The organism is Desulfobulbus propionicus DSM 2032 (assembly GCF_000186885.1).
Classification (GTDB): Bacteria; Desulfobacterota; Desulfobulbia; order Desulfobulbales; family Desulfobulbaceae; genus Desulfobulbus; species Desulfobulbus propionicus.
Genome location: NC_014972.1, coordinates 198,968 through 225,161 on the forward strand (window position 1 = coordinate 198,968; position 26,194 = coordinate 225,161).

Sequence of the window (26,194 nt, forward strand, 5' to 3'; positions counted from 1 at the left end):
CCTCAAAACCGTCGCCCCGCCTTGGCATAGATTCTGGTTGGGGTGTCGGCGGATCCTTGCAGCAGGTCACGCTCGCTGATCAGTTCCCGCAGGTAGCTGCGCAAGGTATTCAGATCGACCCGTTGACTCTCCGAGGCAGTTCCGGATCCGCTGCGGCCGTACTTCTGGCTCTCGAGCGTCCGGTGGATCGACTGGCGCGCCAGGGCGATCTCCGTGGTGTATTCTTCAACCGTGTCGAAATACATCTACCAGCGCCTCCTTTTTGAAGCGGGTTGTACGGGCTGCACCTCATGCTCTTCCAGTTCGGGCTTCCAGTCGCGGATACCCATGATGTCGATCGCCGCCATGCCGTAGACCGAGATGTCCCAGTCGTGATTGTCCTTGCCGTCCGGGCAGATCCAGTAGCCCCGGTCGTCCTGGTACTCGGCGCACATCTGGGCCGCGTAGTCCTTGCCGATCTCCGCATGCAAACGCATTGCGCCCGGGTCGCCCGGCTCCACCGCCAGGGTGGTGGCCAGGTCGTTTTTGTAGTGGGTGACGTTCAGGGTGTAGAGGTTGAGACCACCGGCAATGGGTATCTTCTTGCCGGAGCGTGACGGCAGGTACTCAAGGCGGGTGATGCTCCAGGGCAGACTTTGGGTCCTGCGGCCTTTGATCGGGGAAAAAATTGGGTGTTTTTTGCAAAAGAGATAGACTTCGCGGGTCCGGCTGTGCTTGGGATGGTAGGGGTCGGTGCCACCACCGGAATCGATCCAGGCGGCGGCAATTCGGTATACGTTGCCATCGGCGTCCTTCCAGTCCTTTTCGGCCAGGTCCACCAGGTTGCCGAATTCGCGCACCATGCCGCGATCGATCACGCTGATGCTCATGTCCTCGCCCCAACCGCAGGCCCAGACCTGATAGCGGAAGCCATACTTCTGGGTGTCGACCAGGAGCAGCAGGCAGGAGGTCTCCCCGGGGACTGCGCGCCGGGGCAGGCTCTCATCCTTCAACCTGAGGATGTACTCTTCGTCGCGGTCCTTGATTTCGGCCTGGTAGTCGTTAGCCTCGACACCATTGGCCCAGGCGATTTTATCGGTGAGCTTGCCTGCCAGGTTCTTCAGCCAGGCCACGCCGATCTCCCTGAGCGTGACGTCAAGGCAGTCCCAGGCGCGGTGGATGAAACCAACCCGCTCGGGCCGTGGCAATTCGCCGCCCTTGATCGCCACCCAGGCGCCGCCGCGAATGGCGTGGATGCGTCCCTGCTCATCCATCTCGGCGCCGCAGAGATGGCAGGCGAGGATGACGCCGTCAGATTCGATCTGTTCAATGGTCGATTTGTCGTCGATCCCTAGATGTTCGCCTTCCGGTCGGATCAGCTCGCTGCAGTGGGGACAGCGCAGCCGGTATTCCCAGATCTGGTGGCAGGCCGCGACACCTTTGCGAATGAAGCGGCCGGCAGGGGTGGAGCAGAAAAACATCTTGGAACGGCCGCGGAAAGTACGGGCACGTTTACGGATAAGGGTGATGGGATCGGACTCACTGCCGGCCTGCTCCGGGTATTTGTCGACCTCGTCGCCGAAACAGCACTGGGCCGACCAGGTGGCCATGGCCTGGGGGCTGCCGGACCAGGAGGGCCGAATAACCTTGCCGTTGACCAGACGGATGCGGGTGATGGCGGTATCATCCTTGCGCGGGCTGAGGTAGCCGCGCAGATGCGGCGAGCCTTCGAGCATCGGCCGCAGTTTTTGATCGACGATGTTTTTTGCCGTCTCCTCGGAGGGCATCAGATAAAAGATGTCGCCGGCAAGCTGCTCGATCGACCAGGCCAGGCAGTTGGTGAGGGTGATGGTCTTGCCGGATTGATCCACCCCGCAGTACCAGATCTCGCGTACCCACTGGTGCCCAAAGATGATCAGGATTTTAGCGGTGTGGGGGGCGTGTTCGCGCCGCCAAGGACCGGGATGGGCGCCATCGGTGACAACACGGTACCGCTCGGCGAACTCCAGAGGACTAATACGCGGGGGTGAGGCGACGAACCGGCGCAGGTGCTTCGGAAAGGTGATGACCGGGCAACGATCAGAGGTGACGCTACGGCCGGAAAGCCGACGACGGACACTGGCAGGCGCACAGGGGTACAGCCTGAACACCGGGGCGGCGAACGCCAGTTGTCGGGCTGTCTCGGGCATGTTTCACCGTGAGAGAGGGCGCCGCCGGAAGGGTTGGAGCAGAAGGCCTTCCGGCGGCCAAGGAGCGACGCGCAAACCAGTGGTTCACGCGCCTATCCTACACGGTGTTTTTGGCAGTTTTGCAAATGTCGGCAAATGTCGGCAAATGTCGGCAGATGTCGGAATATTTCCGCAAATGTCGGCAAATGTTTGGATTTATCGGTTGACGTCCATTGAAACGTCCATAATCCAGTATACTCCGCCGATCTTCCGCAAGGTGTAGCCCAGGTTGCGCAGCTCGGCGCCCAGCTGTCGCGGTTGTTTTTTTTCTCCATGGCCAACAAGATCGGCCAGCCAGCGGTTGATGGCCTCGACCGCCCGCGACAGCCGCACCCGCTCGCCGGGTGCGGCGGCAAGGCACTGCTGGCAGAAGTCGCGCACCAGCGTGTCGGCCAGGGACGAGGCGGGGTGCTCAAGCTCGGCAATCATATCGGCGAGATCGATCCCGGTCACGCGCTGCAGCACTCGCAGCGAGGTGGAGGTCGGCCGCAACACCACCTTGGTCAGGTCAAGCTGATAGCGAATATCAAGCCCGCCGGGAGAGACCGGGCCGCGATGGTAAAAGATGTCGGTCTTGCGGCCGCCGTCGTCCTGGCTGTAGCTGCCGGTCTTGCGGATGGAGGGGAGGACCTCTTCGTAGATCCAGGCCTCAAACTTTTCCGCAGCCGGGAGCTTTGAGTGAGCGACCAGGCGGTAGAGGTTCGGCTCGTTGATGATACGAATTTCCTGGATACCTCCAGCTGTTCGAAGGGGGTAGTGTTTCACGACCCCCTTGCAATGTCTTGAAATCGCATCTTTTGTGTTGGCATATCCCAACAATTCGGCCACGTCCTTGGCTACAAACCAGGGGGCATTATCGATGGTCAGGGTCCGGACCATTGAATCGTTGAAACAGAAGGGGGTAATTTCAGGCATGGTGGTCCTCCAACTGGGCAATGACCATAGCCAGGGAGCGGGCAATGACGCCACGAGGGCCGACCATGTCGGAGGTTTCCTTGAGATGGGTGCAAAGATAATCGAGCGTGGCCAGAGCGCCGTGCGCGGCGATGCCGGTGCGTAGCTCGGCATTTAATCGCTTTCGGGCTGCGGGCAACTGCTCCCTGGCCTCGGCAACCAGGTGGCGCAGCAGCGGGTTGGGGTGGCGGCGGGAGTCGTGTTCAGGAAAGGACGGCGGGGCGGGAATGGCGGCGGGTCTGCGCCCGCCCTTGATCAGGGTGAGATGCATGGTGGTGCTCCGTGAGATGAGGTTGACCACCCCTGCGCTGCTAAACGCAAAAAGGGCGGCGATATGCGGGTTAGCAGACCGGCCTCACGGAACCGGCAGGGGTTCCCCCCTCCCGCACACCACCACCCAAGCAAGAGCAATGCTGTGCTGTGGACGCAAAAAAACCGCCAAAATGAAACCTGACGTTACTAAAAGTAAAGTCAAGTGCAAGGCGGGGCATCCGCCGCGAGGTTCGGGCTGCTAAACCCGGCCACGGATTTTGCCGTGACAGCTTGAGCATTGCACACCCCACCAAACTCTGTCAATCTTTTTCTCAACATGGTTGCCTCCATAATCGTTCGTGTTCATGGTCGCCATCCCGCCGAAGGCAAGAATGGCCTGCATGAACCCGGATAGACGGGGAGTTCATATGTGTAGAGTTTATCACGGCCAAAACGGGATTTTCCTCGAAAAAACAGCCAATAGTCAGCGTGATAGGATCGAGGGGCAGAGGATACGGTTTCATGCTATCCAGGGTCGTCTCTGTCATCGTTGATCCCCATGAAACGATTTTTCAACATTTTATGTTGGTCTGTTTTCGCATCACTTCCCCAAAACAATTGACACCCACCCCATCCTGTGGGCACAATGAAACGATATTTACAGGAAAAATATGGGCACAATAGGGAGATGAAGGTGTGGTTTGACCTCTGTGCATTGCCTTGATAACAAGGAGTATATCATGAACAATGGAAACGGATTTACCACCCAGGACGCAGGAACTGATTCCTCAAGGAGTTCGACACCACAAACCATAGATGTTCCGTCAGTCAATCCCGGGACAAACTCCACCCCTCAGAATGCAGGCGATACAGGAGGGGCACCACCCCCTCCTGTGGATGACGACTGAGTTGTGGCAACTATCTTTTCTTTTTAAAACGGATCATCACTCTTGAAATTTCGCTGGCAGGCACATAGGTCAACCTATCTCCCCAATCGGCATCGCGCACTGTTGTCATTTCTTTTGTCGTCCCATCGGTTTTTCTGATGGATGTTACATACAAAGCTATGTTGCCATCGTTATCTGTATAATATTTCGGAAAGGCGGCATCCCCGAACGATTGAACATTATTGCATATCAGAGCGGATCCGTCCTTCAACAGCACCTTGACCTGCGTTGGCCCCGCGTGCGTACATTGAGTGATTCCAGTCCATACATTTGGTATACCGTCTTCATTGAGCACACCTGCATTTTGGAAAATGGTATTTGTCAACGGCTTACCGACTTTTCTCCACAAACAAGAAATGACGACCACGGAAACAACTGCAATAATTGCCGGTATCAAAAAATACGAAAAAAAGGGTTTCACAAGATCAAAGGCGACATACCCGAAGAGACCGAACACTATGATTCCGTAGAGCAGTTCGTCTTTTCGCTCCTTGTCCCGCAATCCGGATCTCGCTATGGAATGACCGATATAACCGGTTGCGATCACAATTTGAATATACTCGGGCAGGTTTAGTAAATTTTCAATGTCGTTCATAATCCACTCCAGATACCCAGTCATTTTTTTCAGTTAGGATGCCCATCTCTCCACGCTACGATGGAAAGCACCACTGAACCATCATACACAAGGAGAAGAGCAATGGGAAAAGAGGAACTCTAACTGCTGGACAAGATTCTCGGTATGTACTCACGGCTGCTCCAACCACTCGGGAACATAAGCGACCTTTAACCGCACAGCCGCCTTGCTGGTGAAACCAATGGGCAGGAGGATGAAACCGTCCTTGGTCATCTGCCCTCAAGATTTACCACCGACGTATGAGCGCCTGCATACAATCGTCGTTGCCAGCTAGCCAGAGCCTCCTTGTCGGCGCAGATACGGGCCCCAGGCCGCTCCTGGTACACCGGCATATCGCTATGGTCTTCCATCCAACCCCGCACGGTTCGTTCGGAGACGCGCAAAAACGCGGCTACTTCCTTCATCCCGATCAACACCGCCTCATTCTCGCTCATCGCCATCCTCCTCTGTCTGTTCGAACTCACCGGCATCGATGCGCATGCCGGACAATTCACCGTAGGCCCGGTTGATCACCAATTCCAAAATCTTGTCCGCCACCAACGGTCCCTGGTGGTAGTCCCCACCGGCCTCGAGGACAATCTCGGTGGCCGCAATGCGGGTAAAATGCTCAAGATTGCCGCGGAGCATGTTGTATCCGGCAAGCAGCTGCGCCCAGTGGTCCTCGATTCGCATCCATCCACGATCTTCCGCCCTGGCCTTGATGGCAAGGCGGTCGACCTCGAGTTCCAGCTTGCGCAACTCAAGCCGGTCTTTTTCCTGTTTCCTGTCGACCAGGTCAAGATCGACCACGGGTGCTTCCCCCATGGCCTTCAGCAAATATTCGGCCACCGATGCCCGCGAAACGCTCTTGTCGGGAAAGACGAGATACTTGCCGGCAACGCCGTCGTCGTAGAACTTGCGCTGCGACAGGGCCACGCCCCTGCCCCTGAGCTGTTCCCCTACCCAGCGCCAGGCGGCTGATCGGTTTTTGAACCTTTCCCGCGGTTGACCGGCCACAGTATCATCAATGGCCATGATCAGCGGTTATCCCGGACAGTTCTGGTTGCTTTTTGCAGGGCTCTTGCCCGGGTCTTGATTCCTGCCATATAATCCTGGCCAAGGTCGATCGTGCCCAGCCGTCCTTTACGCGTCGCCGACAATGAAATCTGGATTGGTTGCCTTGATTGCAACCGTACAACATTTTTCCCCATCGATTTGTCTCCTTGTCTTCCAGGCTAGTTCCGTTTCAACCAATCGCTTTTCACATTCGGGACAAAGGCTGCCATCACCCTCATGGTCAACGATTCCAACAGTCGATAATCGTCCACACCCGGCACAGAGAATTTGTATGGTTCCTTTCATGCTTCCCGGTGAACAATGCCCACCTGCCCCTGGAGAATCTTGAGGGCAAAGTCGGCCAGCTGATCGCGGATGAGGTCATGCTCAAAACTACTTTCCATAACAAGCCCAGACGTTGGGACTTTTTCCCACCCTTCCAGATCCTCAAGGCGTTTCTCCAGTTCGGACACCCGATTGGCGAGGACCGTGCTTTCAGCAGTCAGCCGCTCAGCGTTTTGTAGGAGGGTGGTTTTTTCAGCCTCTAGGCCGGAAAACGTTTCCGTCACCATTTCTGGTACCAAGGCCACATCGCAGGCTCCGTCGAAACCGGAATCAAGGCTTTCGCCAATTTTCAGAAGAAATGACCAATATTGATCAGCCTCCTCGGCCCGTTTTTTCCTCAATTCTTGCTCTTCGATAAGCTGGCCGCTCAGCGTTTGAACCTCTGCAGCCAGTTCGTCGCATCGTCGCGCCAGTTCCTGCTTCTCTTCATCAACGGAACCCGCGGCTGGCAGGCAGTGCGGCAGCATCTTGCGCAAGGCCTTTTCCACCGCTTCCGGCCGGTTGGCCATGGCGCCAAAGAGGTTGCCACAACTGGTACAAACGAGATCGCCATGCAATCTGGTGAGGGTCATGTTTTCGCGTCCGCAGTTTTCGCATGTTCCGTCGTGTTTTTTTCCGCCCATTTCCAGCTCCCTTTTGCATTGTGCCGAGCCACGCTCGGTCTTCAAAATTTCCAGGTCCACCACCTGTAGCTCAGGTGGCCTTTCTTTCCCCAGGCATTGCAGACAACGGCTCAGCCGGACCGCCGCCAGGGGTAATCCATCGCTGTTTTTCACCGCCTCATGGGCCTGTGCCAGTGCTTCCGCACAGGCCTGGGCGAAGCCGTGCTCCGTCATCCGCACCGGCAGCCCCCTTGTGACCGGGCAGACGGCCCGCACTTCAATGTCGTTACGCACCGCCTCAGACATACACCGGCCCCATGCCGACCTCGATAAACGCTTCGTTGAGCACCGCCATCGGTGAGCGGTGCGTCATGTGCCATCCGCCGCAGGCGGGACATTGATAGGGTTTGACCCGCACGCCCTTGCGGTTGAGTTCGATGGCCCGGCGGGTTGCCGCTTCCCGGCTGGCGTATCGTTTCTTGTCCCGGCAGGATTTCTTGATTTTCGTCATGTTACGCCGCATCGGTGACCTCGCTTTGCAGTTGTATAAGCGCGTCAGCGCCAATGTATCGACCGCGCGGGAGCCGCTCCAGGAAATCGGCCACCGCACCGCCGCCGTACATGATCCGGGTGATTTGCCCACGCCGCATAAACGCATCCAGGGTGTCCGCATCGCGCCGGAACCGAACCACCAGCTCACCATGGGGAGCGCGCCCGTACCACACCGCACCGGATTCAGTGCGCAGCAGTTCGGCAAAGGCCTCGATATCGTCCAGGGGCAGCGCTGAAGAGGGGAAGAAATCTCCACCCCCATTCCCCGGCGAGCGCTGCTCAGGGGACAAGGAGCGGTCCTGGCAAATGGGCGGGGGGCAGGCCACCACTGGCGGCAGGCCGGATTCCACCCACTGGCGCAGGTCGCCGCCATGGTCGCGGACAAAATCCCCCGGGTCCTTGCCGGCCGGCATCGGCCAGAACCGCGCTTGGCGGAAACTCCGGCGCCACCGCTTGACCGCGGCCGGGCCGGCACCCAGCTTGCCGTCCCTGGCCGGATCCGCGTCCAGGGCCACCAGGATCACGGGGCACTCTTCCAGCTCGGCCCGCAGGCCGGCATCAATCCCGCCGGCCACCGTGCCCAGGGCCACCACCAGCACCTCCCCGTGGGCAGCGGCCACGGCCATGGCATCCAGTTCGGCCTCGACGATCACCGCCCCGCGAATCGAACCGGAAGGCCGCAACACCATGGGCAGGTTGCCGCTGCCCTTGATCCACACATACTTGCGGTCGGACAAAAACTTCTCCCGCGCCGCCGGCGTCCTCCGGATCCGCAACCGATGCAGTTCGCCATGGCCATCAAAAATCGGAATCACCAGCCCGCCGGGCACCCACAACCGTTCCTTGCCTTCCTCGAGCGGCAAGCCCAGCTCGCGTCGATCCACCCGCAGGTCATGCGCCAGCCACCCCAGTTGGTATTGATCGACCTGGGCGGTGCCGATGCCACGGCTCTCCAGCCAGCGGATCTCCTCCGGTTCCCTGGTCAAGGCCTGCCGGGCCTTCTCCACCAGCTTCCCGGCCCAGGCGCTCCATGCGCTCCCCGGATGGGCGGCGGTCAGCTCGGCAAGGCCGTCCGGCCTGCCACCAACCTGCGGTCGCACCGACCGGGGCCGTCGTTTCACCGGTTCGCCGTTGCGGCACGGGCCGTAGTTCGGGCAGGAAGGGGAACAATCCTTGCCCTCGGCATCGTGGGCCTCACGGCAGCTCATGCCATCCATCTCCCGCAGCCACTTGATGCGATCGCCCTTGAAGCCGCAGGCAAAGCAGCGAAATCCACCATCGGTAAACAGCACGAACTTGTCCGAGTCCTTTGAACCGCCGCACTTTGGGCACGGGCCGGTATGCCGGTTGCCGCTCTTGCGCAGGCCATGCTTGGCTGCTATTTCGTGATTGGCGCTATGCATGACGGTCCTCCAGCTGCGCGACAATCTTGGCGAGGCCATGGGCCATGTCGGTACGATGCCCGACCAGGTCTTTGAAGAGATTGAGGTGGTTGCAGAGGTGGTCCAGGATCGCCAGTATTCCGTCGACCGCGAGCAATCGGCATTCCCTGTCGCTGAGGCTTCGCTGCGCCTGAGGCAGTTGTTCCCTGGCCATGGCTACCAACTGTTGCACCATAGGGCTGGGGTGGCGCCGCGAATCGGTATTTGCAGCAAAAGAGGCGAAAGAGTGGGCAACGGCGGTCTTTCTGCCGCCGGGTACGAGGGTGAGGTGCATATTCTGATGCAAGACCGACCGTTCCATCACGCCACCTCCCGCACCGTCAGACCAAACACCTGGATACGGCCGCCGACCTTGGCCAGGGTGTAGCCGAGGTCGCGCAGCCTTGCGGCCAGCTCCCGGCTGGTGGCGATATTGACTTGGTTGAGGCCGTGGTCCAGGCACCATTGCCGGTACGCCCGGTGCATTTCGGCCAGGGTCAGGCGGGGTGCCGGGTCCGGCACGGCCCGGGTGCAATCGTTGAGGAATCCGTCCAGCGAGGTTTCGACCTCCCGGCCGGGGGTGATATGAAGGGCGTCCTCCACCAGATCGTCCATCTCGATGCCGGTCAGCCGTTGCAGCAGGGTGAGCGAGGTCCTGGTGGGCCGGGTGAGGATCTTGGTCAGGTCCAGGGTGTAGCGGATGTCGAGACCGGAGTCGGACACCGGGCCACGGTGGTGGAAGATGTCGGCGCGCTTGCCCTGGTTGGGCAGGGCGTAGCCGCCGGTCTTGCGGATCGAGGGGAGTACCTCGGCGGTGACCCATTTACGGAAGGGTTTGGCCTGGGGTTTGTTGGAACGGATGATCAGGGTGTAGAGGCCGGATTCGGAGATGATGAGCATGTTGCGCGTCTGACCTGCTCCGGCTATTTGCCGGACCAGCTTCTCATCATCATCGAGAAATTGGGTCGCGTCACTTGCGTCGGCATACTCCAATACATCGCAAACATCCCTGGCGACAAACCAGGGATCGCCATCAATGGTCAGGGCACGAATTTCGTTGGACTCGAACTGGAAGGGGATTACTGCGGATGGACTACTGGCGGGACTGCTCATGGCGTTACCTCCGTACAAAAAGGATTTTGACGCCCATTTCCGCTGTCAAACGGAAAAAGGGCGAACACTGTGCGGGTTGACAGACCGGTGTACGGACCGGCAGGGGTTGCCCCCTCCCACACAGCGCCGCCCAAACAAGAGAGCTTCGCCATGGTGTGGACGCAAAAAAACCGCCGAATATGAGACTGGTGGCGGTGCGTCCGCCGTACAATCAGGCTGTCAAACCCGAGCCGCTGGATTTTGCCAGCGACGCCGTTATAATAGCCTGAAAAGATTTTTTTTGTCAACGATACAAAATAAAGGATGGTAATAATCATGGGATACAGGGAGCTTACCGAAGTGGAATTCGACAGGATCGGAAAAACGGTCAGGACTATAACTGAAGCAAAGAAGTGGTTTGTATCGTACTTGGTTGAAAACAGGATATGCTCAGAAGAAACGGCTAAAAATAGTGCCGATGAAATACCGTATGATTTTGAGACTGAAATTGAAAATTTAAGATTTGAAATTGATGAAGAGAAGGAAAGTTTAAGAGAAGCAAAGGCTGATTTGGCAGAAGCAAAGAGGTTGTTGAAAAAATGCAAAACAAACAAGGATAAGGAGGACGCTGCTCTTGATGTAAAAGATGCAGAAGAGGATATTGAAGAAATAAAAAAGCAAATAAGTGCGATAAAAAGCGATATAGCAAGTCTGAAAGCTGACAAAAAGTACTTCTTGATATCATTTACGAACAGACACATTTCATACATAGAAAGAAAAAAATGACTAAAAATTTCAGCGGTGTACTCGGTGATCCAGCTGGCGGTTTGCAAGCACTTTTTCTTGTTGATCCAGGCAACCGGTTGAATCTCCGACGCGATTGCGGTACCGTGGTGACGCCAATCAACCAACAGCGACCAACCATCACGCCGGAGGTGTACCGTATGTCCATAAATCCACTGAAACTTCTTGAAGATTTGATCAACGAGCATGGCAGCAGCTCAATCCTTAGAGAGCGGTTGCTTCTTGTTAAAGATGAACTTGGCAAGGTCGAAAAAGAACGTGCTGATTTGCAGCGACAACTCGCCGAGGCGATGGAAAAACTTCGCTATCTTCGCGAAGAAGTGAAGAAAAAAAGTGTTCCCGAGAACTTTACCGAATATCGCGGGGCACTGTTCAAACGAGACGTGTCGGGTCGGCACGCCCCACTTGCCCATTGCCCCGAGTGTAAGCGGCCACTTGTGAACACAGACCCGTGCGTGTTTCCGTATAATTGCACCACACCTGGATGCCGATACGAGGTAACCATCAAGGAAGATCTTGAGCTTATTGCGCAAAGGCTTGATCATATAGCCTCCTGAGAAACTGGTTCTGTTGTCCGCACGGTCATCGCGAGTGGTTTTTGCATGGTTTTTCTCCGTTGATTCTCCCATGTGCCCGCAGTAGCATGTGAAGCACCACCAACAACACGCCAACCAACAGGCACACAGGAGAAAAGCATGGGGGAAGGAAGAACTCGATTTGTTGCACAAAATCGTCGACATGTACTCACGGCTTCATCCAATCGGGAACAAAGCCGCCCGCGATATGGCCCTGCAGCCGGTCAAGAGCGAGTTGCGCTATCTTCGGCAGCGGGTCGCCCTCGACCGCTCCGATATGTTTCAGTACATCGACGAGTTGGAGAGCAGTTTCAGCGGAGCACTCGCCACCAGGCCAACCCTCGGCCACAGCCCGCAGCAACACCAATTGCGGGCAAACAACGCCGTCCGGGTGCTGGAACGCAATCTCGGCAAATTCGATTATTCGGGATAAACGTTGGTAGTAGGGCGTAGTTCGGTAATCCACCACTTTCCCATGTTGGTCTGGGAAGAATCGGACCACGTTTTTTCTCTGGTAATCGATGATGCTTTTCAACCGCCAACTTGCCCAGGCCAGGGAATCGGCTACACTGCACCGGCAGGGGTGAAATTCTTTGAGGTAGCCTTTACAGGAAAATGTTGATAACCCGGCTCGATCCATCATTTGTTCCATCCCCTCTTGCTTGCGTGTTTCATTGGCTCCAGCCGATCCAGCAGGTGGATCACACGTTCTTTTTCTTGATAAAGCTAATAAACGTTACTACATTAAATGCATGGACATTGAATTCGACCAGGACAAACGCGACATCACCTTGCGTGAGCGCGGACTCGATTTTGCCGATGCCGCCGAGGTGTTTGCCGGCGTCTCTGTCACCATCCCGGACATCCGGCGCGATTATGGCGAACAGCGCAACGCGACCGTTGGCATGCTTGGTGAGCGGGTTGTGGTCCTGGTCTGGACACCACGCGGTGATAAACGCCGCATTATCTCCATGAGGTATGCCAATGAGCGCGAAAGGAAAAAATTCGCCGGACGCCTGGGTTGATCCCGACGACGCCCCTGAACTGACCGAGGAAGATTTCGCACGCGGCCAGTGGATGATTGGCGAACGGGTTGTTTCCAAGGACGAAGCCCGCCATGAGATCAAGAAATTGTCGCGGGGTCGCCCGCCTGGCAGTGGTAGCAAGCGGTCGACCACCGTCCGTTTCGACACCGACGTGCTCGACGCCTTCAAGGCCACCGGGCGCGGCTGGCAAACGCGCATGAACGATGCCCTACGCGACTGGCTCAAGGAGCATCGGCCCTGATTCATGGCTGGACTGATTCCCAACGAGGTGGTCGGAGCCGTCATCGAGGGCGGGAAAACCCCTAAAGCCACGCGCGAAAAATTAGCGCGAGCCATGGGTATCACCGAACCGATGCTGCATTGATTGATACCCCCATGGTCCTGAGAACCATCCCTTTTGATGTTGTCGACCACCTGAATTCGGGTTTTTTGTTGGGTTTTACCGTTCATCTGCTTTCGTCCTGCTCGTCCTGGTTCGTCTTTTTTCGTCCTGTTTGATTTTTCTTAATGATTCTTATAGGATGATGTATTTAGTATGACGTAGGATGAAATATGTGACGTGCGCGCATGGAAAAAATTGCCAACCATGGTTCATGAAAAATTTCCGTGTGCGCGCCCGCGACTCTCATCCTGTCGTCCTGTTTTCGGTTTTTTTGTTTTCATCTCAATAGATTGCGTCATCAGGACGAGCCAAGATGAACTAGGATGAGGCAGGATGAGGCGGTTGGTCATCGCGCAACATCTCCCTGGAAAGCTCTGGATGGTACAAAACTCCGCGTACATAAATCTTGCCGCCTCGTTTTTCTAGGGTATAGCCCCGCTCGCGCATGGCCTTGGCCAGCGTCCGGTTGGCCGGCGCCTTTTTCGGATCGCCTTGGTTGAGGCCCCACCACCAGAGAAAGCATTGATAGAGGCCCTGAAAGCCGATTTCCCGGTCCGGATCGTCGGGTGAGGGCAGCAGGCTGTCGTTGAGGAACTCGGTCAGATAGTCTTCGGCATTTGCCAGCTCTGCAGCCGAGTCCAGAATCTCCTGGGGTGGATCCAGGCCGCGTTGCTGCCACTCCAGGCAGCCCTCGACCAGCCATTTGAGGATGCCCTCCCGGTTCTGCATCAACCGGTCCTTGAGGTGCTTGTCCTTCTTGCGGAATCGGTCCGCCATGGGCGGGAATTTTTTGGCCTCCGCCTCCGGATCGTCGACATAGGCCCAGGGAAAATCGATCTTGAGCAGCCGTTGCACCAGGCTGAACTCGGATCCCATGCCCACCGGCATGTGGTTGGTGTGGAGGCAGAGGGTGTGGGTGGGATCGAAAACAAACATTTTGCCGAAGTTTGGGCGGCACTCGACCTTGTCGTCACCGGTCAGCCCTTTGACCTGGCCGGCGTCGATCCGCTGGCCGCGTTTGGATTCACCGGCCACCACCAGCCGCTTGCCGTGCAGGGCATATTTGTGCTCGCTGGCCGCGTTGGGTGAGGGATCAAACCGCTGTTCCGTAATCATCGACGGACTGATCACGTGGTAATACGGCCCGAGAACTGAGCCGATACAGGAAAACAGCACCCCCTTGCCGTTACGGCCGCCGCCGATGAACACCGCAATGTATTGCTCGTAGCTGTGACCGGTGAGGGCGTAGCCGAAAAATCGTTTGAGAAAGTTGGCCACCGCTTCCGATCCGCAGACCTCCACCACGAATTTGTGCCAGTCGGTGTAGTCGGCGTCTTTGAGGTAGTTCACGTCGATGGCCTTGGTCATCAGGTCCGCCGGATCGCCATCCAGGAGCACGCCTGCGGTGAGATCAATTACCCCGTTGCCGCAGGGAAGCCGCATCGGTTGCCGGTCCAGCTCCAGCTCGCGGCAGGCCATGCTCTTTTCCACCACCGGTGCCCAGACTAGCGCCTTCTTGGCACCGTTCTCGGTGCGTAGCCGGTCGACCCGCTTCCGGTACCGCTTTGCCAGGTCAAGCACCTTGTCGGCCTGTTCCTTGTTGCCCTTTTCTTCCAGCTTTTCGGCCTCGGCGAACAGATCCAGGGCCCGTTGCTCATACTGGAGGGCCACCGCCTCGACCGCCTTGAATGAGTCCTTGAAATCATCAGGCTCCCAGACGATCCCTGTCCAGCGCAACCAGGCCCCGTCTTTCGGAGTGGTGTTGAACAAAAACCGTCCCTTGTGCAAGGTGGCGTACAGCACCCCGTCGCCGCGTTCGTTGGCATCCAGGCAACTCCGGACGAAGTCATCCTCCAGGTCCATCAACCGGTCGTCTTCCTGCTCCAGCTCCCGGGCGCGATCGATCACCTTGCCCGCCATGCTTTCCCCTGCCATGGGCTATGCCTCCGCCAAAATATTGACAGGTTTGCAGGGGTAACTCTCCGATAACGCGCAATTTGTTGAGAAAGTCATTTGCCCACCTTGTTGCAGAATTTTTTGCATTTTTGCATCGGACCATTTTTTTTTAAATGCACCCACACGCCGGGGCGCGAAACACCCGCAAGTGGGGCTCCTGGGGGAGGACCCGTGAACGGTCAAGATCACAGGCCTCCCCCTGCTTGACAACCTGACGGGGGGTGAGGGGTTCCTTCCTCCCGGTCATGACTTGAGAAACGTATCGAGCGTGGCCTTGAACATCGGCTCGAAGTGTTGATTGAACGTGCGATGGGCCACGCCATAGAAGTCGAGCAGTGGCTTGACCCGGCGCCCGGTACGGCCAGTGAGTAGCACAGGGCGCAAGCCTCTGGCGCGAATGACGGATTGAATTTGAGAGCCCTCCCAAAAGACGGAACTCTGTCCAAACCATTTGACGAACCTGCCGGTGCGTGGATCACGGACCGCTTGCTTCCTGCTTCCTCTTTGGTACGACTTGGAACGGTCAAGGAAGGTGCGCTTGGTCTTGGCGCCGAACCCAGCCCCAGTCTGAAATCGTTGGTACACGCCCAAGGGCAGGTTGCCGCGCTGTCGACGATCAATAACCACATAGTCCCGTTCCTTGGTGTTGCGGCGACGGGAACGGTCGGTGATGTTGGCTGAATATCCGGCACTGGTTTCCGCTTTGCCAAGCACGGAGAGGATCTGGCGGATCTGCCCGGGGGAAACGTTGCCGTATTGGTTGAGCTTGGCACCCAGTGCCGGTACCAACTCGCCCTCACCAATGGCTCGTTCAAAGCCCTTCAGTTTGCGCTGCCCTCCATCCACCTGGGGTACGAGGTAGTGTGCTCCCATTCGACCAGGTTCCTTGAACCAGACAGTGGCCTTGAGATCGCTCTTCGTGGCTGGAGTAAGTTGGAGGGAATTGAGGGTGTAGCGGGTGGGATTATCAAAGACGGATTTCATTTCCGCGACTTCCGCTTCCTTGACGAGTTTGCCAGCCTTGTTCAGGGCAATGGCGCAGGCCCGGTGAGCCTTGCCTGGAAACGCGGCCAATGCTGCGGCCACTTCTTTTGATCCGGAAACAGCAACGGTCAATTCCATTTCAATCCTCCTCATCCACGGCCGGCGCTCTTGAGCCGCGCCTTGGCTTCATTGATGTACTTCCGGTCGCCGGTCTTTCGGGTCATCTCCATGGCCTTGGCCATGTCCGTGGCCAGGGCATCGACCGAGACGGGCGCTATGGCATTCTCCCGCGTCCATCCGGCAATCATCTTCTTGACTTCGGCCATCTCCCGCTGGAACGTGTCGAGCTTGACCAGTAGTTCCTTGGCCGTGTGTTCGGTTAACGGTTCACCCATTTTTCCGATCCCTCGCATATCGGGCCACCGTGCGTTCGACTTCTTCAATGGCCTCTTTCTTGAGGTTGTTGATGGTTTCCAGGTCCGCCCCTGCCTCGATGGCTTGCTGGAGCCTGGCCACCGCCGAGTAATCCGCCAGGATTTCCTCGTGGATGGTGGGCAATGGATCCCTGATGCCCTCCACCTGCGCCGCAGGATCAATGGCCGTGGCCAGATAATCGATCCCGGCGCGGGCTACATAGCCGGAGCCTGCGGCGTCCAATCGCTCGAACAGGGTGTGCAGTAATTCCAGGGGGCTCTTGCAGCGGCATTCGGTGTGGGCAGGGTCCTGCGCCCAGTTGTGGGCCGAGCGTACCTCTCGGTTGAAAATACGTGCCACAATGTTGGCCCCCAAAATCTTCCTGGCGGCATGGAACACTTGCCACGGTTGCATTTTTCCCTCGGCATATGACATGGACATTGCCGTTTCTCCTGATATTCTGAAGATATGGAACCCTATTTCGTTTGCATCAGGTGCCCGTCCCCTGTACTATCCTGGCAATGCCGCCAAGCATCATGCCCAAGGACCGTCCAGGGGGCGGGGCTTTTTTCATTTGATACTCAAGGGTTTAAATTTCCCATGAAGCCTGACCTCGAAAGCGCCATCATTGCAGCCACAGCCGCGCTGCTCGGTGTAGTGATCTCGCAAATTTTTTCATTTCTGCACAAAGCCTCCGAAAGGAGGCACGAACAACGCATCTTGCTTCGGCAAAAGTTCGAGGAGATGACATTTCATTTTCTAAAGTCGCTTCATTGGCCGATTGAACTGGAAAAGTGTACCACGCTCTTAGAAGCGCAAGACGTCGCTGTGTCGCAAGACGCTCAAGCCGCAATCGTACTTTGTCAGCTTTATTTCCCCGAGATTGTAGAAGTTTTAGAACGTTATATACTCGTGCAGCAGGCGTACTATGACGCCGTGGTCGAAAGTTTCGGGGAGGCAGGTTTGACGAGCGATCGCGTTGCTTTTTCAGCTTCATCGGAGTCCCTCAATGCCGAGATGTTTGCGGCAAAAAACTAAGTAATGAAATGCATCAAAAAATCTGCTGCACGATATGCTGATGCACGATGAGTTCATGCTTGCTCCTTGGTGGCTGTTAAAAATTCAACAAACAAACCGAAATGACTTATCAAGATATTTTCGTACAGATTCTCTCTGAGGTTTCCGGTGAATCACCTGCTCGTATCCTCGAGTTCGTCAAAACGGTAAAAGCTGCAAAACCAGGTGGTAACTGGGACAAAAAGCTCTCCGACAAAGACTCGGAGGAACTCATCTCCAAACTCAGGAAAGACGCTCCCGCTATCGTCAGGTGGTTGGAAGAAGGACGACAACGCGTTGCATCTCACGAATCAAAGACCGTGCATTGACTGTGAAAACCACTCACACAACAGGAACTTATCTTCCAAGGTGAATCCAACTTCATCGAGAAACAGGGAAAACGGGTGGTTGAGCCATTTCTTCAATTTTTGTTCGTTCATGCGGCATCCTTGGGGGCTGCTTCGGGGAAAACTTCACAAAACTGTGATTTATGAAAACATCGCAGATCGTTCCAGATACTATTGAGACTGCATTCGCCGACGATCCTGAATTGATCGCCTTGATCGCTTCGTCACAGGATGAATCCGTTGAAGTTCTCTTCAAGACGGTGCAGGCACCGGCCATTGCCGCATCCATCCTTTTGTCGAGCCAAGATGCTGTCAGAAGAATGGACCCTAAAACGATCTTTGGCGACCTGGATTGGAACCTCGACACTTCCATGCGGATTTTGCCCGAAGCCGTGGACATCACACTTGCCGCCGATGGCGAGGTGTTATGCATCAACGTCGGATCTGGAACGTTGTTCTTTCGCCTTGGCAACAAAGCTCAACGAGCCATCAATAAGCCACTTGAGCAACACTGACCGTTCTTCTTCAGATATCCAGGGGGGCGGTTTTGGCGATGCGTTTGGTGAAAAGACCTCTCGACGGTTGAGGAGTTTCATGCCGCCTCCTTGGTGGTTGCTTCGGGGAAGACTTCGTTGATTGGCTTGCCGATGGCGTCGGCGATAGCTTTCCGGATGCGGAGCGATTTCGTTTGCCCATGGATGCATCGTGATACTGCGGCGTGTGTCACGCCCAGTGTTGACGCTATATCGATAACCTTGATGCCGCTGTCCGCCATGTGCTGGCGTAATATGTAACCTTTCATGACTGTTACATGTAGCTTGTTTTATTGTTACATGTCAATCAAAAAAAGATAAAATGTAACATGAACAAACAGGAAGCTTCGTCGAAAATTGTTGCTGAAAGAATGAAAAAGGCTGCAGGTGTAAGGACTTATGCTGAATTGGGCGAAATTTTCGATGGTATTACATCTCAAGCTATTAGTAGCGCCATTAGAAGGGGAAAGATCCCAGATCACTGGTTCTTGGTAATGGCAGAAAAATTTGGAGTAACGAAGGAAGAGCTGTGTCAACCGCCCCAGAACGTCACGATGAACTTAGAGCAATCTTGGGGCGACGCGAATTCGGACATGGAGCGGGAGAGGTTCCAGCAGGACCTTGACGGACTCTTCGCCGTGGTCAAGCGATGGCAGGAAGAAGAACACGGTGCGGACCCACTCACATCGATGCAGTTCATTCAACTCTTTCACGAACGCATCCCGGAGCTGGGCGAGTGGATAAAAAAACAAAAAGGCACCATTGCTGAAAATGGTCCCCAGGAAAACTTGTCGGCGGCAGGGGGGGAATCCTGAATAGGCAACATTACCCAACAAGGCTCAACAATGACCCCAAGAATAATAGCAGTAGCGCTCGCAACCTACGCTGCATTCGCACTCAACCCTTCAAGCGCATTCCCTCACCCAGGTGGCCTTGATAGTAGTGGTTGCCACCACAACAGGAAAACAGGTGATTACCATTGCCACAGACCCGGGAGCACCAGCAGTGGCGGTTATTCAGAGCAATCTCCAGACAACTATTATACGCCAAGTGAACGGAAGAAAAGCGGTGGGTATACCGCCAAATCATATACGGGTAATAATGAAGCCCAGGTGGTTGGCATCACGGATGGAGATACCATCAAGGTTCTCATCGAGGGACAGCAGGTCAAAATCAGGCTCTACGGAATAGATGCCCCAGAAAGCGGCCAAGCTTATGGTCGCAAGTCGCAAACCGCTCTGAAACAAATATCGGCAGGGCGAAAAATATCCATCAAGGCCATTGACCACGACCGCTACGGTCGTGTTGTGGCCTTGGTGTATGCCGACGGGATAAATGTTAACGAAATTATGGCATCTTCAGGTTATGCCTGGGTTTATCCTCAATATTGCAAAAAGTCATTTTGTCGAGAATGGAAAGAAAAAGAACGCATGGCCCGAACAAATAGAAACGGGTTATGGCAAGACGGTGATCCTACACCGCCATGGGAATGGAGAAGAAAGAGGTGAGTGAATTTAGCGAACAAAATTCATCGTGCCCGAAATGTGGAGCTCCCAGGAAGAGTGGCCCGGAATGCCCTGCATGCGGAGTGATTTATGCAAAGGCCGAACAGGATGCCTTTGCCAAACGAAAAAAAATGGATGAAGCCAGGAGAAAGGCGGATGCCATTATTAGAAACATGCAGAGTGAAAAGCAGTCCGGAGCAAACCTCATCGATTGCCCAACATGTGGTCGTTCTGTATCAAAGAATGCTCCCACTTGTCCCAATTGCGGGGAGATCATTAACAAAGCTGCTGTTGTTGCTGCTCAGCCGATAAATAAGGCCCCGCTCGTTGGATATATCGGTTCGGCTATCATGGCTGCGGGAGTATTTTGCCCCCTGGTTAGTATACCTATTGCCGGATCTATTAATTATTTCAAAAACGGGGAGGGCGACGGCACCTTTCTGCTATTTCTTGCCGCCATTTCTGCGGCCGCTATTTTTTGGAATCGATTCAAGATCCTCGTTGTCACCGGAGGGGCTTCTATTGCCATCCTTGCTTTTGACTTGTGGAATTTTTTTCACAAAATGTCTCTGTCCAAGGCGGACATGCAAAGGGAGATGGCCGGAAATCCCTTTGGTGGGCTGGCCGAGGCGGCCATGCAATCCATCCAGTTGCAATGGGGGTGGGGTGTCATGTTCACAGGGGCGGTGATGTTGATTGTTGCGTGGTTTCTGGCTCAAAGGGAATATAAGTACAAATAGGTACGCGGGAGTGGGAGAACAGGGTGCTATATAGCCAACCACTGCTAATGGTAATCGTTTATTTTGATGGGATATTCCGAGGCATGATACCTAATTTTCAACAATAACAATCTGGCGGACAAGCCGCAGATGTTCACGTTGGACCTTAAATTTTCTTTCAAAAGATGTGGTACATTCACTATCCCCGTTTAGTTTGTGCGTATCGAAATATTATCCATAAATCAAATGATTATGGTTGCTGAGTTGGTAGTTGTAATGTCTGGCCTGTGGATGAAGTGATGAGAATTGCTTAAGTAGTCTCTTGCTAACGATTGACAATAGTATCGGAGCTCGTTACGGTGTATGCATGATAGAAAGTTTTGCATGTGGTGAAACTGAAAAAATTTGGAACAACGTGTTCTCCAAAAAGCTTCCAGGGGATATTCAGACCGTCGCTCGGCGGAAGCTGATTATGCTCAACGCGGCAGCAACTTTAGACGATCTAAGAATACCGCCCAGGAATATGCTAGAAAAACTTTCTGGGGACAGGGATGGGCAGTACTCAATCAGGATTAACCAGCAATGGCGAGTATGCTTCTGTTTTGAGCACGGAGTAGCAACTCAGGTAATGATTGTCGATTATCACTAAGAGGTCAAGGGTATGGTAAATTTAATACCGCTAGAGCATCCGGGCGTGATACTCTTCGAAGAATTCATTGAACCGTTAGGGCTAACGGCTTACAAAGTAGCAAAGGACATTGATATTCCCCAAACCGCGCTTGGCGAAATCATTAAAGGTAAAAGAGGAATATCCGCACAAGTAGGCCTGAAGTTGTCTAAATACTTCGGAATGTCTGAAGAGTTTTTTGTCAAAATTCAGATGCGATATGACATCGACAGGACGAAAGTTGCTCAACATGAGTCTTTAGGGAAAATCATTCCCTTCCGCCCAAAGCCTAAAGAGCCTCCAGCGATTGAGAATCTTAAGGAGGCTTAATTGTCTTTCCATAACGAAAAATCATAAACTCCAACATGTCAGTGCGGCATATTGGAGTTTTTTTAATCCTTTTCAAATATTTTTTAGCAAATTATGTGCTTTGAAGGATTCGGGGGGACATGATACTAAATTCCAACAATAACATCCTACGGACAAGCTGTAGATGTTCGCGTTTTCAGGTCATATATCTCCAGTCAGTCATGACTTATTGGAAAAGTATTAACCATCGGGAATTGAATCTTTCCCGCTATTTTATACCGAAACAGCCTTTTTGTAGACTTAATGGAAGGATATCCGATTTCTGGTTATCACCCCAAATTGCATGATATCCAGTTAGCTAATACCATAAAACGCCGATTTCCTGACACCCTGGTTTGAAATAGTGAGTGATAGCCAGAAACCATATAATAACTTGTTAAACGTAAATAAAATGATTGAACCATCCATGCAAGAATGTGTATATAAAGATATTCCTTTAGGAGGAAGGCGGGTGCCCTTAGGATCCAGTGTAATATCTGGAGAGATGGACGGCAGGAAGATAAAGCTTATTGCTGCCGAATGTAGCGACTTACTTTTACGTGGTTGTACCCGTGAAGCCCAGCGCAATGCGTTGGGCTTTTTTTATTGATGGGGGAATGAGCTTGGAAAAAGATCTTATTAAAACAATTGGTGAAGAGGCGAAAAAGCTGTCTCAGAGGCATCACGCTTATCACAATACACTAGAGCTGGAGCATATAAGAAAAAGTAATAGGGTTTCTAACCCTGGAGACAAAGAGTTAAAAATACCAGCGTATTGGTCATCGGAAAAGAAGTTCAACCCGTTTTACGTCCATAAAAATCGTCGTCAAATCGCTCATTCAATTGCAAAAAAAATACAAAATGGGACCTATGAACCAAACCCTCCGCAAAAAATGGAAATTCCAAAAGCATCGGGTGGTTCAAGGACCGTAACTATTTACCAAATACCAGATGCTGCTGTATCCACATTAATTTATCAGCAACTTCTCTCAAAAAACAAACATCGTTTCAGTTCTTTTTCGTATGCTTATCGAAATGACAGAAATGTACATTTTGCAATTCAAGATATCGCAATTGAACTGAAAGAGCTATCTAGAGTTTTTGTCGCTGAATTTGATTTTTCGAAATTCTTTGATTCAATTAATCACTCTTATCTCTATCGTCAATTCAATGAAAATGGTTTTTTCATCAGCGAAAGAGAGGATAGCGTGATCAAGTCATTTCTCAAAAGCAAAAATGTTGGCATACCACAAGGCACATCAATTTCTCTTTTTTTAGCGAATATTGTTTGTTGGAAATTAGACAAGGGGCTTGAACAGGTAGGATTGAAGTTTGCGCGATATGCTGATGATACTGTTATTTGGTCGCATGATTACCAAAAAATAAGCATGGCATATGATATCATAAGTAATTTCTCAAAAGAAGCTGGAGTCGAGATTAATGCCAAAAAATCAGATGGGATTAGCTTGCTATGCAGGAAAGATATGCCTTCTGAGCTTGCACAACGTAAGGAAGAAATTGACTTTCTTGGTTACTCTATTTCAGTAGATAACGTTTCAATTAAAAAATCTTCAGTAAATAAAATAAAACGACAAATAAGTTATACATTATACAAGCATCTAATAAAACCGTTGCGCGGAAACAAGCTAGTTGCCATCAAAATACCAGCAAACAACAAAGACACACATTTGTTGAGCGCAATATTAGAAATAAGAAGATACCTTTATGGCAACCTAAATGACCAAATGATAGCAAATTATTTGAATGGAAAAAGTAATAGAATTTTTTTCAAAGGAATAATGAGTTTTTATCCGCTCATAAACAATGAACAACAACTCAAAGAGCTTGATGGGTGGTTAGTGACAGCAATTTTCAAAGCCATACGTATAAGGTCGAAACTACTAAAGAAATGGAATTTTAACAGAGACAATAGTTTTCCCTTTAATATACCTCATAAAGATCTCACGACAGCGTTTAAACAACAAAAAGTAAAAGGGAAAAAATTACTCCAAATTCCAAGTTTCTTCACAATATACAAAGCTCTCAAGAAAGGGGTTACTGACAAAGGTATAGCAGGGGTAATGAATCCAACATCAAATGGCTATAATTATTAATAATAATTGTCTAGCAAATGCATTAACGCAGACGGGGATAACGCTGGCGGCGCTAGGGCGGTCAAGTTCATTGGCCCGCTGGTTGTGCTAGCCGTTGGCTTAGCAAAATGAAAGAAAATAGAATACTTCGCGACGTCGAGAAATACGTCAAATCGTATTTGAATACACATGTCACTTCTCCCTGCGTACAGATGCTTCGCAACGACCCTCACTGTCACCTTCGGGTCGTGAGCATTCTTTCCCGTGTTCGCTACCTGTCTGAGCAAATCCTTCGCTACGGTTGTGAGGTAGACAAGGCCCATCTCAGTAGTCTATCGCGAGATGAGCTCGAACGACGGGTTCAAGTGTTGACAGACTTTATTGAAAGTGAAAATACCGAAACAAATCACGAAGCCAACGGTTATCTAATGACAGGCAGTTCCCAGAAGCATCTCATCGCGTATGTTTCGCGCGAGTTCAACTGGGTCATTGTCTCGATCATGTCGGCTTCCTATATCAGTGCGCTTGTCCTCACGAGATCAGTGTTCGAACTTTTGGTCGGCGTGGCTACGCGAATGGAAGGTGGAATGAAGGATCGTGTGGACAAAATCACATTTCTTGAAGCAAGTGAACGTAAGCAGATTCTGAAGCTCTGGAATCGACTTTGCGGATGGGGGCACCCATACGGTCGCTGGGTCAAAGAAATATGCCCCATATATATTCAACATGAGCCATTTTTTCATAGCCGCCTTTGTGGCCTCTGTCTGGATGAGTTATGCAACGTGCTAGATCTCTATGCTGTCACGGCACTATCCAAATACGAGATTCCCATTGACCCCCAGTGCTTGCCAATGCAAGACCCAACAGGGATACTGGCTGGTCTTGGCATGCTCTCAAGACGACTGGAAAATGGAAACACTAAAAAGGCCAACAAGCCGGATGCAGACGACGGCTGATAGCCGCGCCTGATCCGCAACGTTTAGACCCCACAGCACCCATGTCCGACGATCAAACTGACGAACAACACGCCTACGAGGCGCTACTCCAGCGTCGACTGCAGATCCTAAAGAAGCAGTTCGATGCCGGGAAGGTCCATATCGCCGAGGGGCTCCAGGTGATCGGGAGCCTCAAGCGCGTCAGGTACGCCGCTGACGGCACGGTCGATCTATCAACAGTGGACGGCCTAGTGCGCTCGATGGCGCTTGCTGTCGAGGCGATGCACGACAGAGAGGAGATGAAGGACTCTGCGTCTCTCGCGCAGATTCAGACCGAGTACTTCGACTTTTTGGAGAAGAACTTCGGTCACTTCTTCAAGGTCATGGTCGAACGCGGTCTCACCCCGCACAACGCAGGACGAGCACTTTCCAGGACTTCATCCACCGTCGCAGAGTTGACCCGAAACCTCCCTGAGTTCTTGGCTGCAATCGAGGGCTACTGGAGTGCCGCAGGCCCAATAGCGATTGCGCATGTGGAGGACATGCACGACGCACTTAAGGGCGTATTCGGAGGCGACTTGTTTCCATCGCCTGAGGAGAATATCGCTTCAAAGTGCTCGCTCTACACAGACACACTCGTGCTGCCTGATCCATTCTTGCGCACGAAGCACATGTTCGAGCGACTCGGAGATGAGAGGAAAGCGTACTACCTCATCAAGCACGCTCTGAATCTGTTGCAGTACCGTAATCTTGCGTGTGCCGACGTGAGCCCGCCCATCGTCGTAGTGCTACCCGATGTCTCTGCTCTGGAAACGGAAGAGAAGGAGTTCTTCTATCGGCTCGGGCAGGATGACGCCCTCATTCACGGCGCTCGCGTCTTCGGGAGGCGATTCGAGACCTTTGACGAGCTCTTGGAGTTCTGTCAGCAACTAGACACCATCGAGCGAGCTGTGGCAGCAGTTTCCGAGCCTGAGCGAGTTCTGTTTGATACGGAGTGGGAAGGCTCACTCCCGGAGCAGTTGAAACGGGCCACAAAGATGGAGGCGTACTCCGCCGTCGTTGGTACCACCAATCCTGGCGTCATCCTGGCGTCGCAGGCCCTGGGGCGCATGAGCACTAGCAATGAACTCCTGATCAAGGCTCGTCGCCTTCGTGGCACTCCGATTATCGATGCTCCAACGTCATGGCAGTACTTCGTGTGGAAACTTGAGTACGACTCTTTTCAATCCGGTGAAGCAGAAGGGCTGCGTGACCTTCACACGGTGCGTGGATTGCAGACTCTTGCTGCGAACGAGATGCGATGGCTGGGCAGAGTGCCCCCGGAAGCCCTAATCGAGGTGCGCAAGGCTGGTGCGCTGGGGGAAGTTCGCGCAATCCTCGGAAAGGGAGTGGAGGAACTGGCCACGGTCAATCCCTCGAATTTCCACAGAACAAGCGACCTCGTCTTCGACAACATTCATGCAGCCTTTGCAAAGCATCAGGAGAACATGGATGCACTGGCGGCGAAGAAGTGGAAGTTCGCGGGGAGCGACATCGGATCGTGGATAGTAGTTGGGTCTTTGGCGGCAACGGCTGCCGCGACCGGCACACCAGCTTGGGGACTCGCCGCTCTGGCAGCCGATCAGTTGCTGAAAGCGCCCAAATTACGTGAGATACCGAAATCGATCAAGGCGCTGGCAAAGGAAAGTCAACAACTGAAGCGATCGCCGGTTGGCCTGCTCTTCAAGTACAGCAAGAGAGGGGGCTAACCCCTCGCTCGAGCCGACCCGCTACGGCGTGCAGCTCAACT

Annotated in this window: 35 protein-coding genes; 15 read left to right on the top strand and 20 right to left on the bottom strand. The window is 53.5% G+C overall.

Translation table 11 applies throughout. The annotated features are described in order from the left end of the window. Positions 1-2 precede the first annotated feature (2 nt). The 14 genes from DESPR_RS00965 to DESPR_RS18180 all read right to left on the bottom strand — a co-directional run bounded on the left by DESPR_RS00965 (position 3) and on the right by DESPR_RS18180 (position 10,379). Complete coding sequence (locus DESPR_RS00965; RefSeq protein ID WP_015722937.1) at positions 3-245, bottom strand: hypothetical protein; 243 nt, start codon at positions 243-245, stop codon at positions 3-5. Then, complete coding sequence (locus DESPR_RS00970; protein WP_015722938.1) at positions 246-2,168, bottom strand: terminase gpA endonuclease subunit; 1,923 nt, start codon at positions 2,166-2,168, stop codon at positions 246-248. It abuts the gene before it with no gap. Positions 2,169-2,363: 195 nt separating this feature from the next. Further along, on the bottom strand, positions 2,364-3,122 hold the full coding sequence (locus tag DESPR_RS16890; protein ID WP_015722939.1) for a BRO-N domain-containing protein: 759 nt from the start codon (positions 3,120-3,122) through the stop codon (positions 2,364-2,366). Continuing rightward, positions 3,115-3,432, bottom strand: coding sequence for a hypothetical protein (locus DESPR_RS00980; protein WP_015722940.1), 318 nt, complete (start codon positions 3,430-3,432; stop codon positions 3,115-3,117). The genes DESPR_RS16890 and DESPR_RS00980 overlap by 8 nt, the downstream gene beginning before the upstream one ends. A gap of 899 nt (positions 3,433-4,331) precedes the next feature. Next, complete coding sequence (locus tag DESPR_RS00985; RefSeq protein WP_015722941.1) at positions 4,332-4,955, bottom strand: hypothetical protein; 624 nt, start codon at positions 4,953-4,955, stop codon at positions 4,332-4,334. A 150-nt stretch (positions 4,956-5,105) separates the two neighbouring features. Beyond that, a complete protein-coding gene (locus DESPR_RS18725; RefSeq protein ID WP_218918262.1) occupies positions 5,106-5,207 on the bottom strand; it encodes a Rha family transcriptional regulator in 102 nt (33 codons plus the stop codon). Continuing rightward, entirely contained in the window at positions 5,204-5,428 is a 225-nt protein-coding gene (locus DESPR_RS00990) for a MerR family transcriptional regulator (protein WP_015722942.1), read from the bottom strand. Before DESPR_RS00990 ends, DESPR_RS18725 begins: the two co-directional genes overlap by 4 nt. Beyond that, entirely contained in the window at positions 5,415-6,008 is a 594-nt protein-coding gene (locus tag DESPR_RS00995; RefSeq protein ID WP_015722943.1) for a hypothetical protein, read from the bottom strand. Before DESPR_RS00995 ends, DESPR_RS00990 begins: the two co-directional genes overlap by 14 nt. 323 nt (positions 6,009-6,331) lie before the next feature. After that, entirely contained in the window at positions 6,332-7,282 is a 951-nt protein-coding gene (locus DESPR_RS01000; RefSeq protein ID WP_015722944.1) for a TFIIB-type zinc ribbon-containing protein, read from the bottom strand. Then, positions 7,275-7,487: a hypothetical protein gene (locus DESPR_RS01005; protein ID WP_043769460.1), complete on the bottom strand. Its 213-nt coding sequence runs from the start codon at positions 7,485-7,487 to the stop codon at positions 7,275-7,277. Before DESPR_RS01005 ends, DESPR_RS01000 begins: the two co-directional genes overlap by 8 nt. 1 nt (position 7,488) lies before the next feature. Beyond that, positions 7,489-8,931 (bottom strand): CHC2 zinc finger domain-containing protein, encoded by a 1,443-nt coding sequence (locus DESPR_RS01010; RefSeq protein ID WP_015722946.1) that lies wholly within the window; start codon positions 8,929-8,931, stop codon positions 7,489-7,491. Further along, complete coding sequence (locus tag DESPR_RS01015) at positions 8,924-9,271, bottom strand: hypothetical protein (RefSeq protein WP_015722947.1); 348 nt, start codon at positions 9,269-9,271, stop codon at positions 8,924-8,926. Before DESPR_RS01015 ends, DESPR_RS01010 begins: the two co-directional genes overlap by 8 nt. Beyond that, on the bottom strand, positions 9,271-10,062 hold the full coding sequence (locus tag DESPR_RS18175; protein WP_015722948.1) for a BRO-N domain-containing protein: 792 nt from the start codon (positions 10,060-10,062) through the stop codon (positions 9,271-9,273). The genes DESPR_RS01015 and DESPR_RS18175 overlap by 1 nt, the downstream gene beginning before the upstream one ends. Next, on the bottom strand, positions 10,059-10,379 hold the full coding sequence (locus DESPR_RS18180; protein ID WP_169701493.1) for a hypothetical protein: 321 nt from the start codon (positions 10,377-10,379) through the stop codon (positions 10,059-10,061). Before DESPR_RS18180 ends, DESPR_RS18175 begins: the two co-directional genes overlap by 4 nt. Here DESPR_RS18180 and DESPR_RS01025 point away from each other — a divergent pair. The 5 genes from DESPR_RS01025 to DESPR_RS01045 all read left to right on the top strand — a co-directional run bounded on the left by DESPR_RS01025 (position 10,378) and on the right by DESPR_RS01045 (position 12,707). Next, positions 10,378-10,827 carry a hypothetical protein gene (locus DESPR_RS01025; protein WP_043769463.1) on the top strand — a complete coding sequence of 150 codons (450 nt, stop codon included), beginning with the start codon at positions 10,378-10,380 and terminating at the stop codon, positions 10,825-10,827. The two genes, DESPR_RS18180 and DESPR_RS01025, sit on opposite strands and share 2 nt — an antisense overlap. Next, positions 10,824-11,402: a MerR family transcriptional regulator gene (locus tag DESPR_RS18185; protein ID WP_169701494.1), complete on the top strand. Its 579-nt coding sequence runs from the start codon at positions 10,824-10,826 to the stop codon at positions 11,400-11,402. Before DESPR_RS01025 ends, DESPR_RS18185 begins: the two co-directional genes overlap by 4 nt. A gap of 160 nt (positions 11,403-11,562) precedes the next feature. After that, on the top strand, positions 11,563-11,853 hold the full coding sequence (locus DESPR_RS01035) for a hypothetical protein (RefSeq protein ID WP_043769466.1): 291 nt from the start codon (positions 11,563-11,565) through the stop codon (positions 11,851-11,853). A 319-nt stretch (positions 11,854-12,172) separates the two neighbouring features. Next, positions 12,173-12,445 carry a BrnT family toxin gene (locus tag DESPR_RS01040; RefSeq protein WP_015722952.1) on the top strand — a complete coding sequence of 91 codons (273 nt, stop codon included), beginning with the start codon at positions 12,173-12,175 and terminating at the stop codon, positions 12,443-12,445. Beyond that, positions 12,405-12,707, top strand: a complete 303-nt coding sequence (locus tag DESPR_RS01045) for a BrnA antitoxin family protein (protein WP_015722953.1) — start codon at positions 12,405-12,407, stop codon at positions 12,705-12,707. Before DESPR_RS01040 ends, DESPR_RS01045 begins: the two co-directional genes overlap by 41 nt. Positions 12,708-13,166: 459 nt before the next feature. On the opposite strand, the gene DESPR_RS01050 is transcribed toward DESPR_RS01045, so the two are convergent. From DESPR_RS01050 to DESPR_RS01065, 4 genes are all read right to left on the bottom strand, one after another. Next, positions 13,167-14,783: a DNA primase family protein gene (locus DESPR_RS01050; protein WP_015722955.1), complete on the bottom strand. Its 1,617-nt coding sequence runs from the start codon at positions 14,781-14,783 to the stop codon at positions 13,167-13,169. A 264-nt stretch (positions 14,784-15,047) separates the two neighbouring features. Continuing rightward, positions 15,048-15,926 (bottom strand): hypothetical protein, encoded by an 879-nt coding sequence (locus DESPR_RS16900; protein WP_015722957.1) that lies wholly within the window; start codon positions 15,924-15,926, stop codon positions 15,048-15,050. A gap of 11 nt (positions 15,927-15,937) precedes the next feature. Beyond that, entirely contained in the window at positions 15,938-16,183 is a 246-nt protein-coding gene (locus DESPR_RS01060; RefSeq protein ID WP_015722958.1) for a hypothetical protein, read from the bottom strand. Continuing rightward, entirely contained in the window at positions 16,176-16,643 is a 468-nt protein-coding gene (locus DESPR_RS01065; protein ID WP_015722959.1) for a hypothetical protein, read from the bottom strand. Before DESPR_RS01065 ends, DESPR_RS01060 begins: the two co-directional genes overlap by 8 nt. Before the next feature lie 159 nt (positions 16,644-16,802). On the opposite strand from DESPR_RS01065, the gene DESPR_RS01070 reads away from it, so the two are divergent. Continuing rightward, complete coding sequence (locus tag DESPR_RS01070; RefSeq protein WP_015722960.1) at positions 16,803-17,240, top strand: hypothetical protein; 438 nt, start codon at positions 16,803-16,805, stop codon at positions 17,238-17,240. A gap of 329 nt (positions 17,241-17,569) precedes the next feature. Here DESPR_RS01070 and DESPR_RS19120 read toward each other — a convergent pair whose 3' ends face one another. Further along, a complete protein-coding gene (locus tag DESPR_RS19120) occupies positions 17,570-17,698 on the bottom strand; it encodes a hypothetical protein (RefSeq protein ID WP_015722961.1) in 129 nt (42 codons plus the stop codon). 50 nt (positions 17,699-17,748) lie between these two features. On the opposite strand from DESPR_RS19120, the gene DESPR_RS01075 reads away from it, so the two are divergent. Beyond that, complete coding sequence (locus tag DESPR_RS01075; RefSeq protein ID WP_043769468.1) at positions 17,749-18,120, top strand: hypothetical protein; 372 nt, start codon at positions 17,749-17,751, stop codon at positions 18,118-18,120. 77 nt (positions 18,121-18,197) lie between these two features. On the opposite strand, the gene DESPR_RS01080 is transcribed toward DESPR_RS01075, so the two are convergent. After that, entirely contained in the window at positions 18,198-18,407 is a 210-nt protein-coding gene (locus DESPR_RS01080) for a helix-turn-helix domain-containing protein (protein WP_015722963.1), read from the bottom strand. A 60-nt stretch (positions 18,408-18,467) separates the two neighbouring features. On the opposite strand from DESPR_RS01080, the gene DESPR_RS01085 reads away from it, so the two are divergent. From DESPR_RS01085 to DESPR_RS01125, 8 genes are all read left to right on the top strand, one after another. Beyond that, on the top strand, positions 18,468-18,953 hold the full coding sequence (locus DESPR_RS01085) for a hypothetical protein (RefSeq protein ID WP_169701495.1): 486 nt from the start codon (positions 18,468-18,470) through the stop codon (positions 18,951-18,953). A 30-nt stretch (positions 18,954-18,983) separates the two neighbouring features. Beyond that, positions 18,984-19,646, top strand: a complete 663-nt coding sequence (locus tag DESPR_RS18710) for a thermonuclease family protein (RefSeq protein ID WP_015722964.1) — start codon at positions 18,984-18,986, stop codon at positions 19,644-19,646. Further along, positions 19,643-20,383 (top strand): zinc ribbon domain-containing protein, encoded by a 741-nt coding sequence (locus DESPR_RS18730; RefSeq protein WP_218918263.1) that lies wholly within the window; start codon positions 19,643-19,645, stop codon positions 20,381-20,383. Before DESPR_RS18710 ends, DESPR_RS18730 begins: the two co-directional genes overlap by 4 nt. Positions 20,384-20,729: 346 nt before the next feature. Continuing rightward, complete coding sequence (locus DESPR_RS01100; RefSeq protein WP_015722966.1) at positions 20,730-21,011, top strand: type II toxin-antitoxin system RelE/ParE family toxin; 282 nt, start codon at positions 20,730-20,732, stop codon at positions 21,009-21,011. Positions 21,012-21,023: 12 nt separating this feature from the next. After that, complete coding sequence (locus DESPR_RS01105) at positions 21,024-21,359, top strand: HigA family addiction module antitoxin (RefSeq protein WP_015722967.1); 336 nt, start codon at positions 21,024-21,026, stop codon at positions 21,357-21,359. Between the two features lie 590 nt (positions 21,360-21,949). Beyond that, positions 21,950-23,491, top strand: a complete 1,542-nt coding sequence (locus tag DESPR_RS01110; RefSeq protein WP_218918264.1) for a reverse transcriptase domain-containing protein — start codon at positions 21,950-21,952, stop codon at positions 23,489-23,491. A 107-nt stretch (positions 23,492-23,598) separates the two neighbouring features. Further along, complete coding sequence (locus DESPR_RS01120) at positions 23,599-24,426, top strand: hypothetical protein (protein ID WP_015722969.1); 828 nt, start codon at positions 23,599-23,601, stop codon at positions 24,424-24,426. A 41-nt stretch (positions 24,427-24,467) separates the two neighbouring features. After that, a complete protein-coding gene (locus DESPR_RS01125; RefSeq protein WP_015722970.1) occupies positions 24,468-26,153 on the top strand; it encodes a hypothetical protein in 1,686 nt (561 codons plus the stop codon). Positions 26,154-26,194: the final 41 nt, after the last annotated feature.

Excerpts from the sequence above, each read along its gene's own strand:
- DESPR_RS18180 (WP_169701493.1), bottom strand. The coding sequence starts at position 10,379 with ATGATTATTACCATCCTTTATTTTGTATCGTTGACAAAAAAAATCTTT.
- DESPR_RS01120 (WP_015722969.1), top strand. The coding sequence starts at position 23,599 with ATGAAAGAAAATAGAATACTTCGCGACGTCGAGAAATACGTCAAATCG.
- DESPR_RS01075 (WP_043769468.1), top strand. The coding sequence starts at position 17,749 with ATGAAAACATCGCAGATCGTTCCAGATACTATTGAGACTGCATTCGCC.
- DESPR_RS00965 (WP_015722937.1), bottom strand. The coding sequence starts at position 245 with ATGTATTTCGACACGGTTGAAGAATACACCACGGAGATCGCCCTGGCG.
- DESPR_RS01125 (WP_015722970.1), top strand. The coding sequence starts at position 24,468 with ATGTCCGACGATCAAACTGACGAACAACACGCCTACGAGGCGCTACTC.
- DESPR_RS01065 (WP_015722959.1), bottom strand. The coding sequence starts at position 16,643 with ATGTCCATGTCATATGCCGAGGGAAAAATGCAACCGTGGCAAGTGTTC.
- DESPR_RS01010 (WP_015722946.1), bottom strand. The coding sequence starts at position 8,931 with ATGCATAGCGCCAATCACGAAATAGCAGCCAAGCATGGCCTGCGCAAG.
- DESPR_RS00985 (WP_015722941.1), bottom strand. The coding sequence starts at position 4,955 with ATGAACGACATTGAAAATTTACTAAACCTGCCCGAGTATATTCAAATT.
- DESPR_RS01070 (WP_015722960.1), top strand. The coding sequence starts at position 16,803 with ATGAAGCCTGACCTCGAAAGCGCCATCATTGCAGCCACAGCCGCGCTG.
- DESPR_RS00980 (WP_015722940.1), bottom strand. The coding sequence starts at position 3,432 with ATGCATCTCACCCTGATCAAGGGCGGGCGCAGACCCGCCGCCATTCCC.
- DESPR_RS01080 (WP_015722963.1), bottom strand. The coding sequence starts at position 18,407 with ATGAAAGGTTACATATTACGCCAGCACATGGCGGACAGCGGCATCAAG.
- DESPR_RS18175 (WP_015722948.1), bottom strand. The coding sequence starts at position 10,062 with ATGAGCAGTCCCGCCAGTAGTCCATCCGCAGTAATCCCCTTCCAGTTC.
- DESPR_RS01105 (WP_015722967.1), top strand. The coding sequence starts at position 21,024 with ATGGTAAATTTAATACCGCTAGAGCATCCGGGCGTGATACTCTTCGAA.
- DESPR_RS01060 (WP_015722958.1), bottom strand. The coding sequence starts at position 16,183 with ATGGGTGAACCGTTAACCGAACACACGGCCAAGGAACTACTGGTCAAG.
- DESPR_RS18710 (WP_015722964.1), top strand. The coding sequence starts at position 18,984 with ATGACCCCAAGAATAATAGCAGTAGCGCTCGCAACCTACGCTGCATTC.
- DESPR_RS01085 (WP_169701495.1), top strand. The coding sequence starts at position 18,468 with ATGAACAAACAGGAAGCTTCGTCGAAAATTGTTGCTGAAAGAATGAAA.
- DESPR_RS01005 (WP_043769460.1), bottom strand. The coding sequence starts at position 7,487 with ATGACGAAAATCAAGAAATCCTGCCGGGACAAGAAACGATACGCCAGC.
- DESPR_RS16890 (WP_015722939.1), bottom strand. The coding sequence starts at position 3,122 with ATGCCTGAAATTACCCCCTTCTGTTTCAACGATTCAATGGTCCGGACC.
- DESPR_RS19120 (WP_015722961.1), bottom strand. The coding sequence starts at position 17,698 with ATGAACGAACAAAAATTGAAGAAATGGCTCAACCACCCGTTTTCCCTG.
- DESPR_RS00995 (WP_015722943.1), bottom strand. The coding sequence starts at position 6,008 with ATGGCCATTGATGATACTGTGGCCGGTCAACCGCGGGAAAGGTTCAAA.
- DESPR_RS01015 (WP_015722947.1), bottom strand. The coding sequence starts at position 9,271 with ATGGAACGGTCGGTCTTGCATCAGAATATGCACCTCACCCTCGTACCC.
- DESPR_RS01025 (WP_043769463.1), top strand. The coding sequence starts at position 10,378 with ATGGGATACAGGGAGCTTACCGAAGTGGAATTCGACAGGATCGGAAAA.
- DESPR_RS00990 (WP_015722942.1), bottom strand. The coding sequence starts at position 5,428 with ATGAGCGAGAATGAGGCGGTGTTGATCGGGATGAAGGAAGTAGCCGCG.
- DESPR_RS01000 (WP_015722944.1), bottom strand. The coding sequence starts at position 7,282 with ATGTCTGAGGCGGTGCGTAACGACATTGAAGTGCGGGCCGTCTGCCCG.
- DESPR_RS18725 (WP_218918262.1), bottom strand. The coding sequence starts at position 5,207 with ATGACCAAGGACGGTTTCATCCTCCTGCCCATTGGTTTCACCAGCAAG.
- DESPR_RS16900 (WP_015722957.1), bottom strand. The coding sequence starts at position 15,926 with ATGGAATTGACCGTTGCTGTTTCCGGATCAAAAGAAGTGGCCGCAGCA.
- DESPR_RS01045 (WP_015722953.1), top strand. The coding sequence starts at position 12,405 with ATGAGCGCGAAAGGAAAAAATTCGCCGGACGCCTGGGTTGATCCCGAC.
- DESPR_RS01040 (WP_015722952.1), top strand. The coding sequence starts at position 12,173 with ATGGACATTGAATTCGACCAGGACAAACGCGACATCACCTTGCGTGAG.
- DESPR_RS00970 (WP_015722938.1), bottom strand. The coding sequence starts at position 2,168 with ATGCCCGAGACAGCCCGACAACTGGCGTTCGCCGCCCCGGTGTTCAGG.
- DESPR_RS01100 (WP_015722966.1), top strand. The coding sequence starts at position 20,730 with ATGATAGAAAGTTTTGCATGTGGTGAAACTGAAAAAATTTGGAACAAC.
- DESPR_RS18185 (WP_169701494.1), top strand. The coding sequence starts at position 10,824 with ATGACTAAAAATTTCAGCGGTGTACTCGGTGATCCAGCTGGCGGTTTG.
- DESPR_RS01050 (WP_015722955.1), bottom strand. The coding sequence starts at position 14,783 with ATGGCAGGGGAAAGCATGGCGGGCAAGGTGATCGATCGCGCCCGGGAG.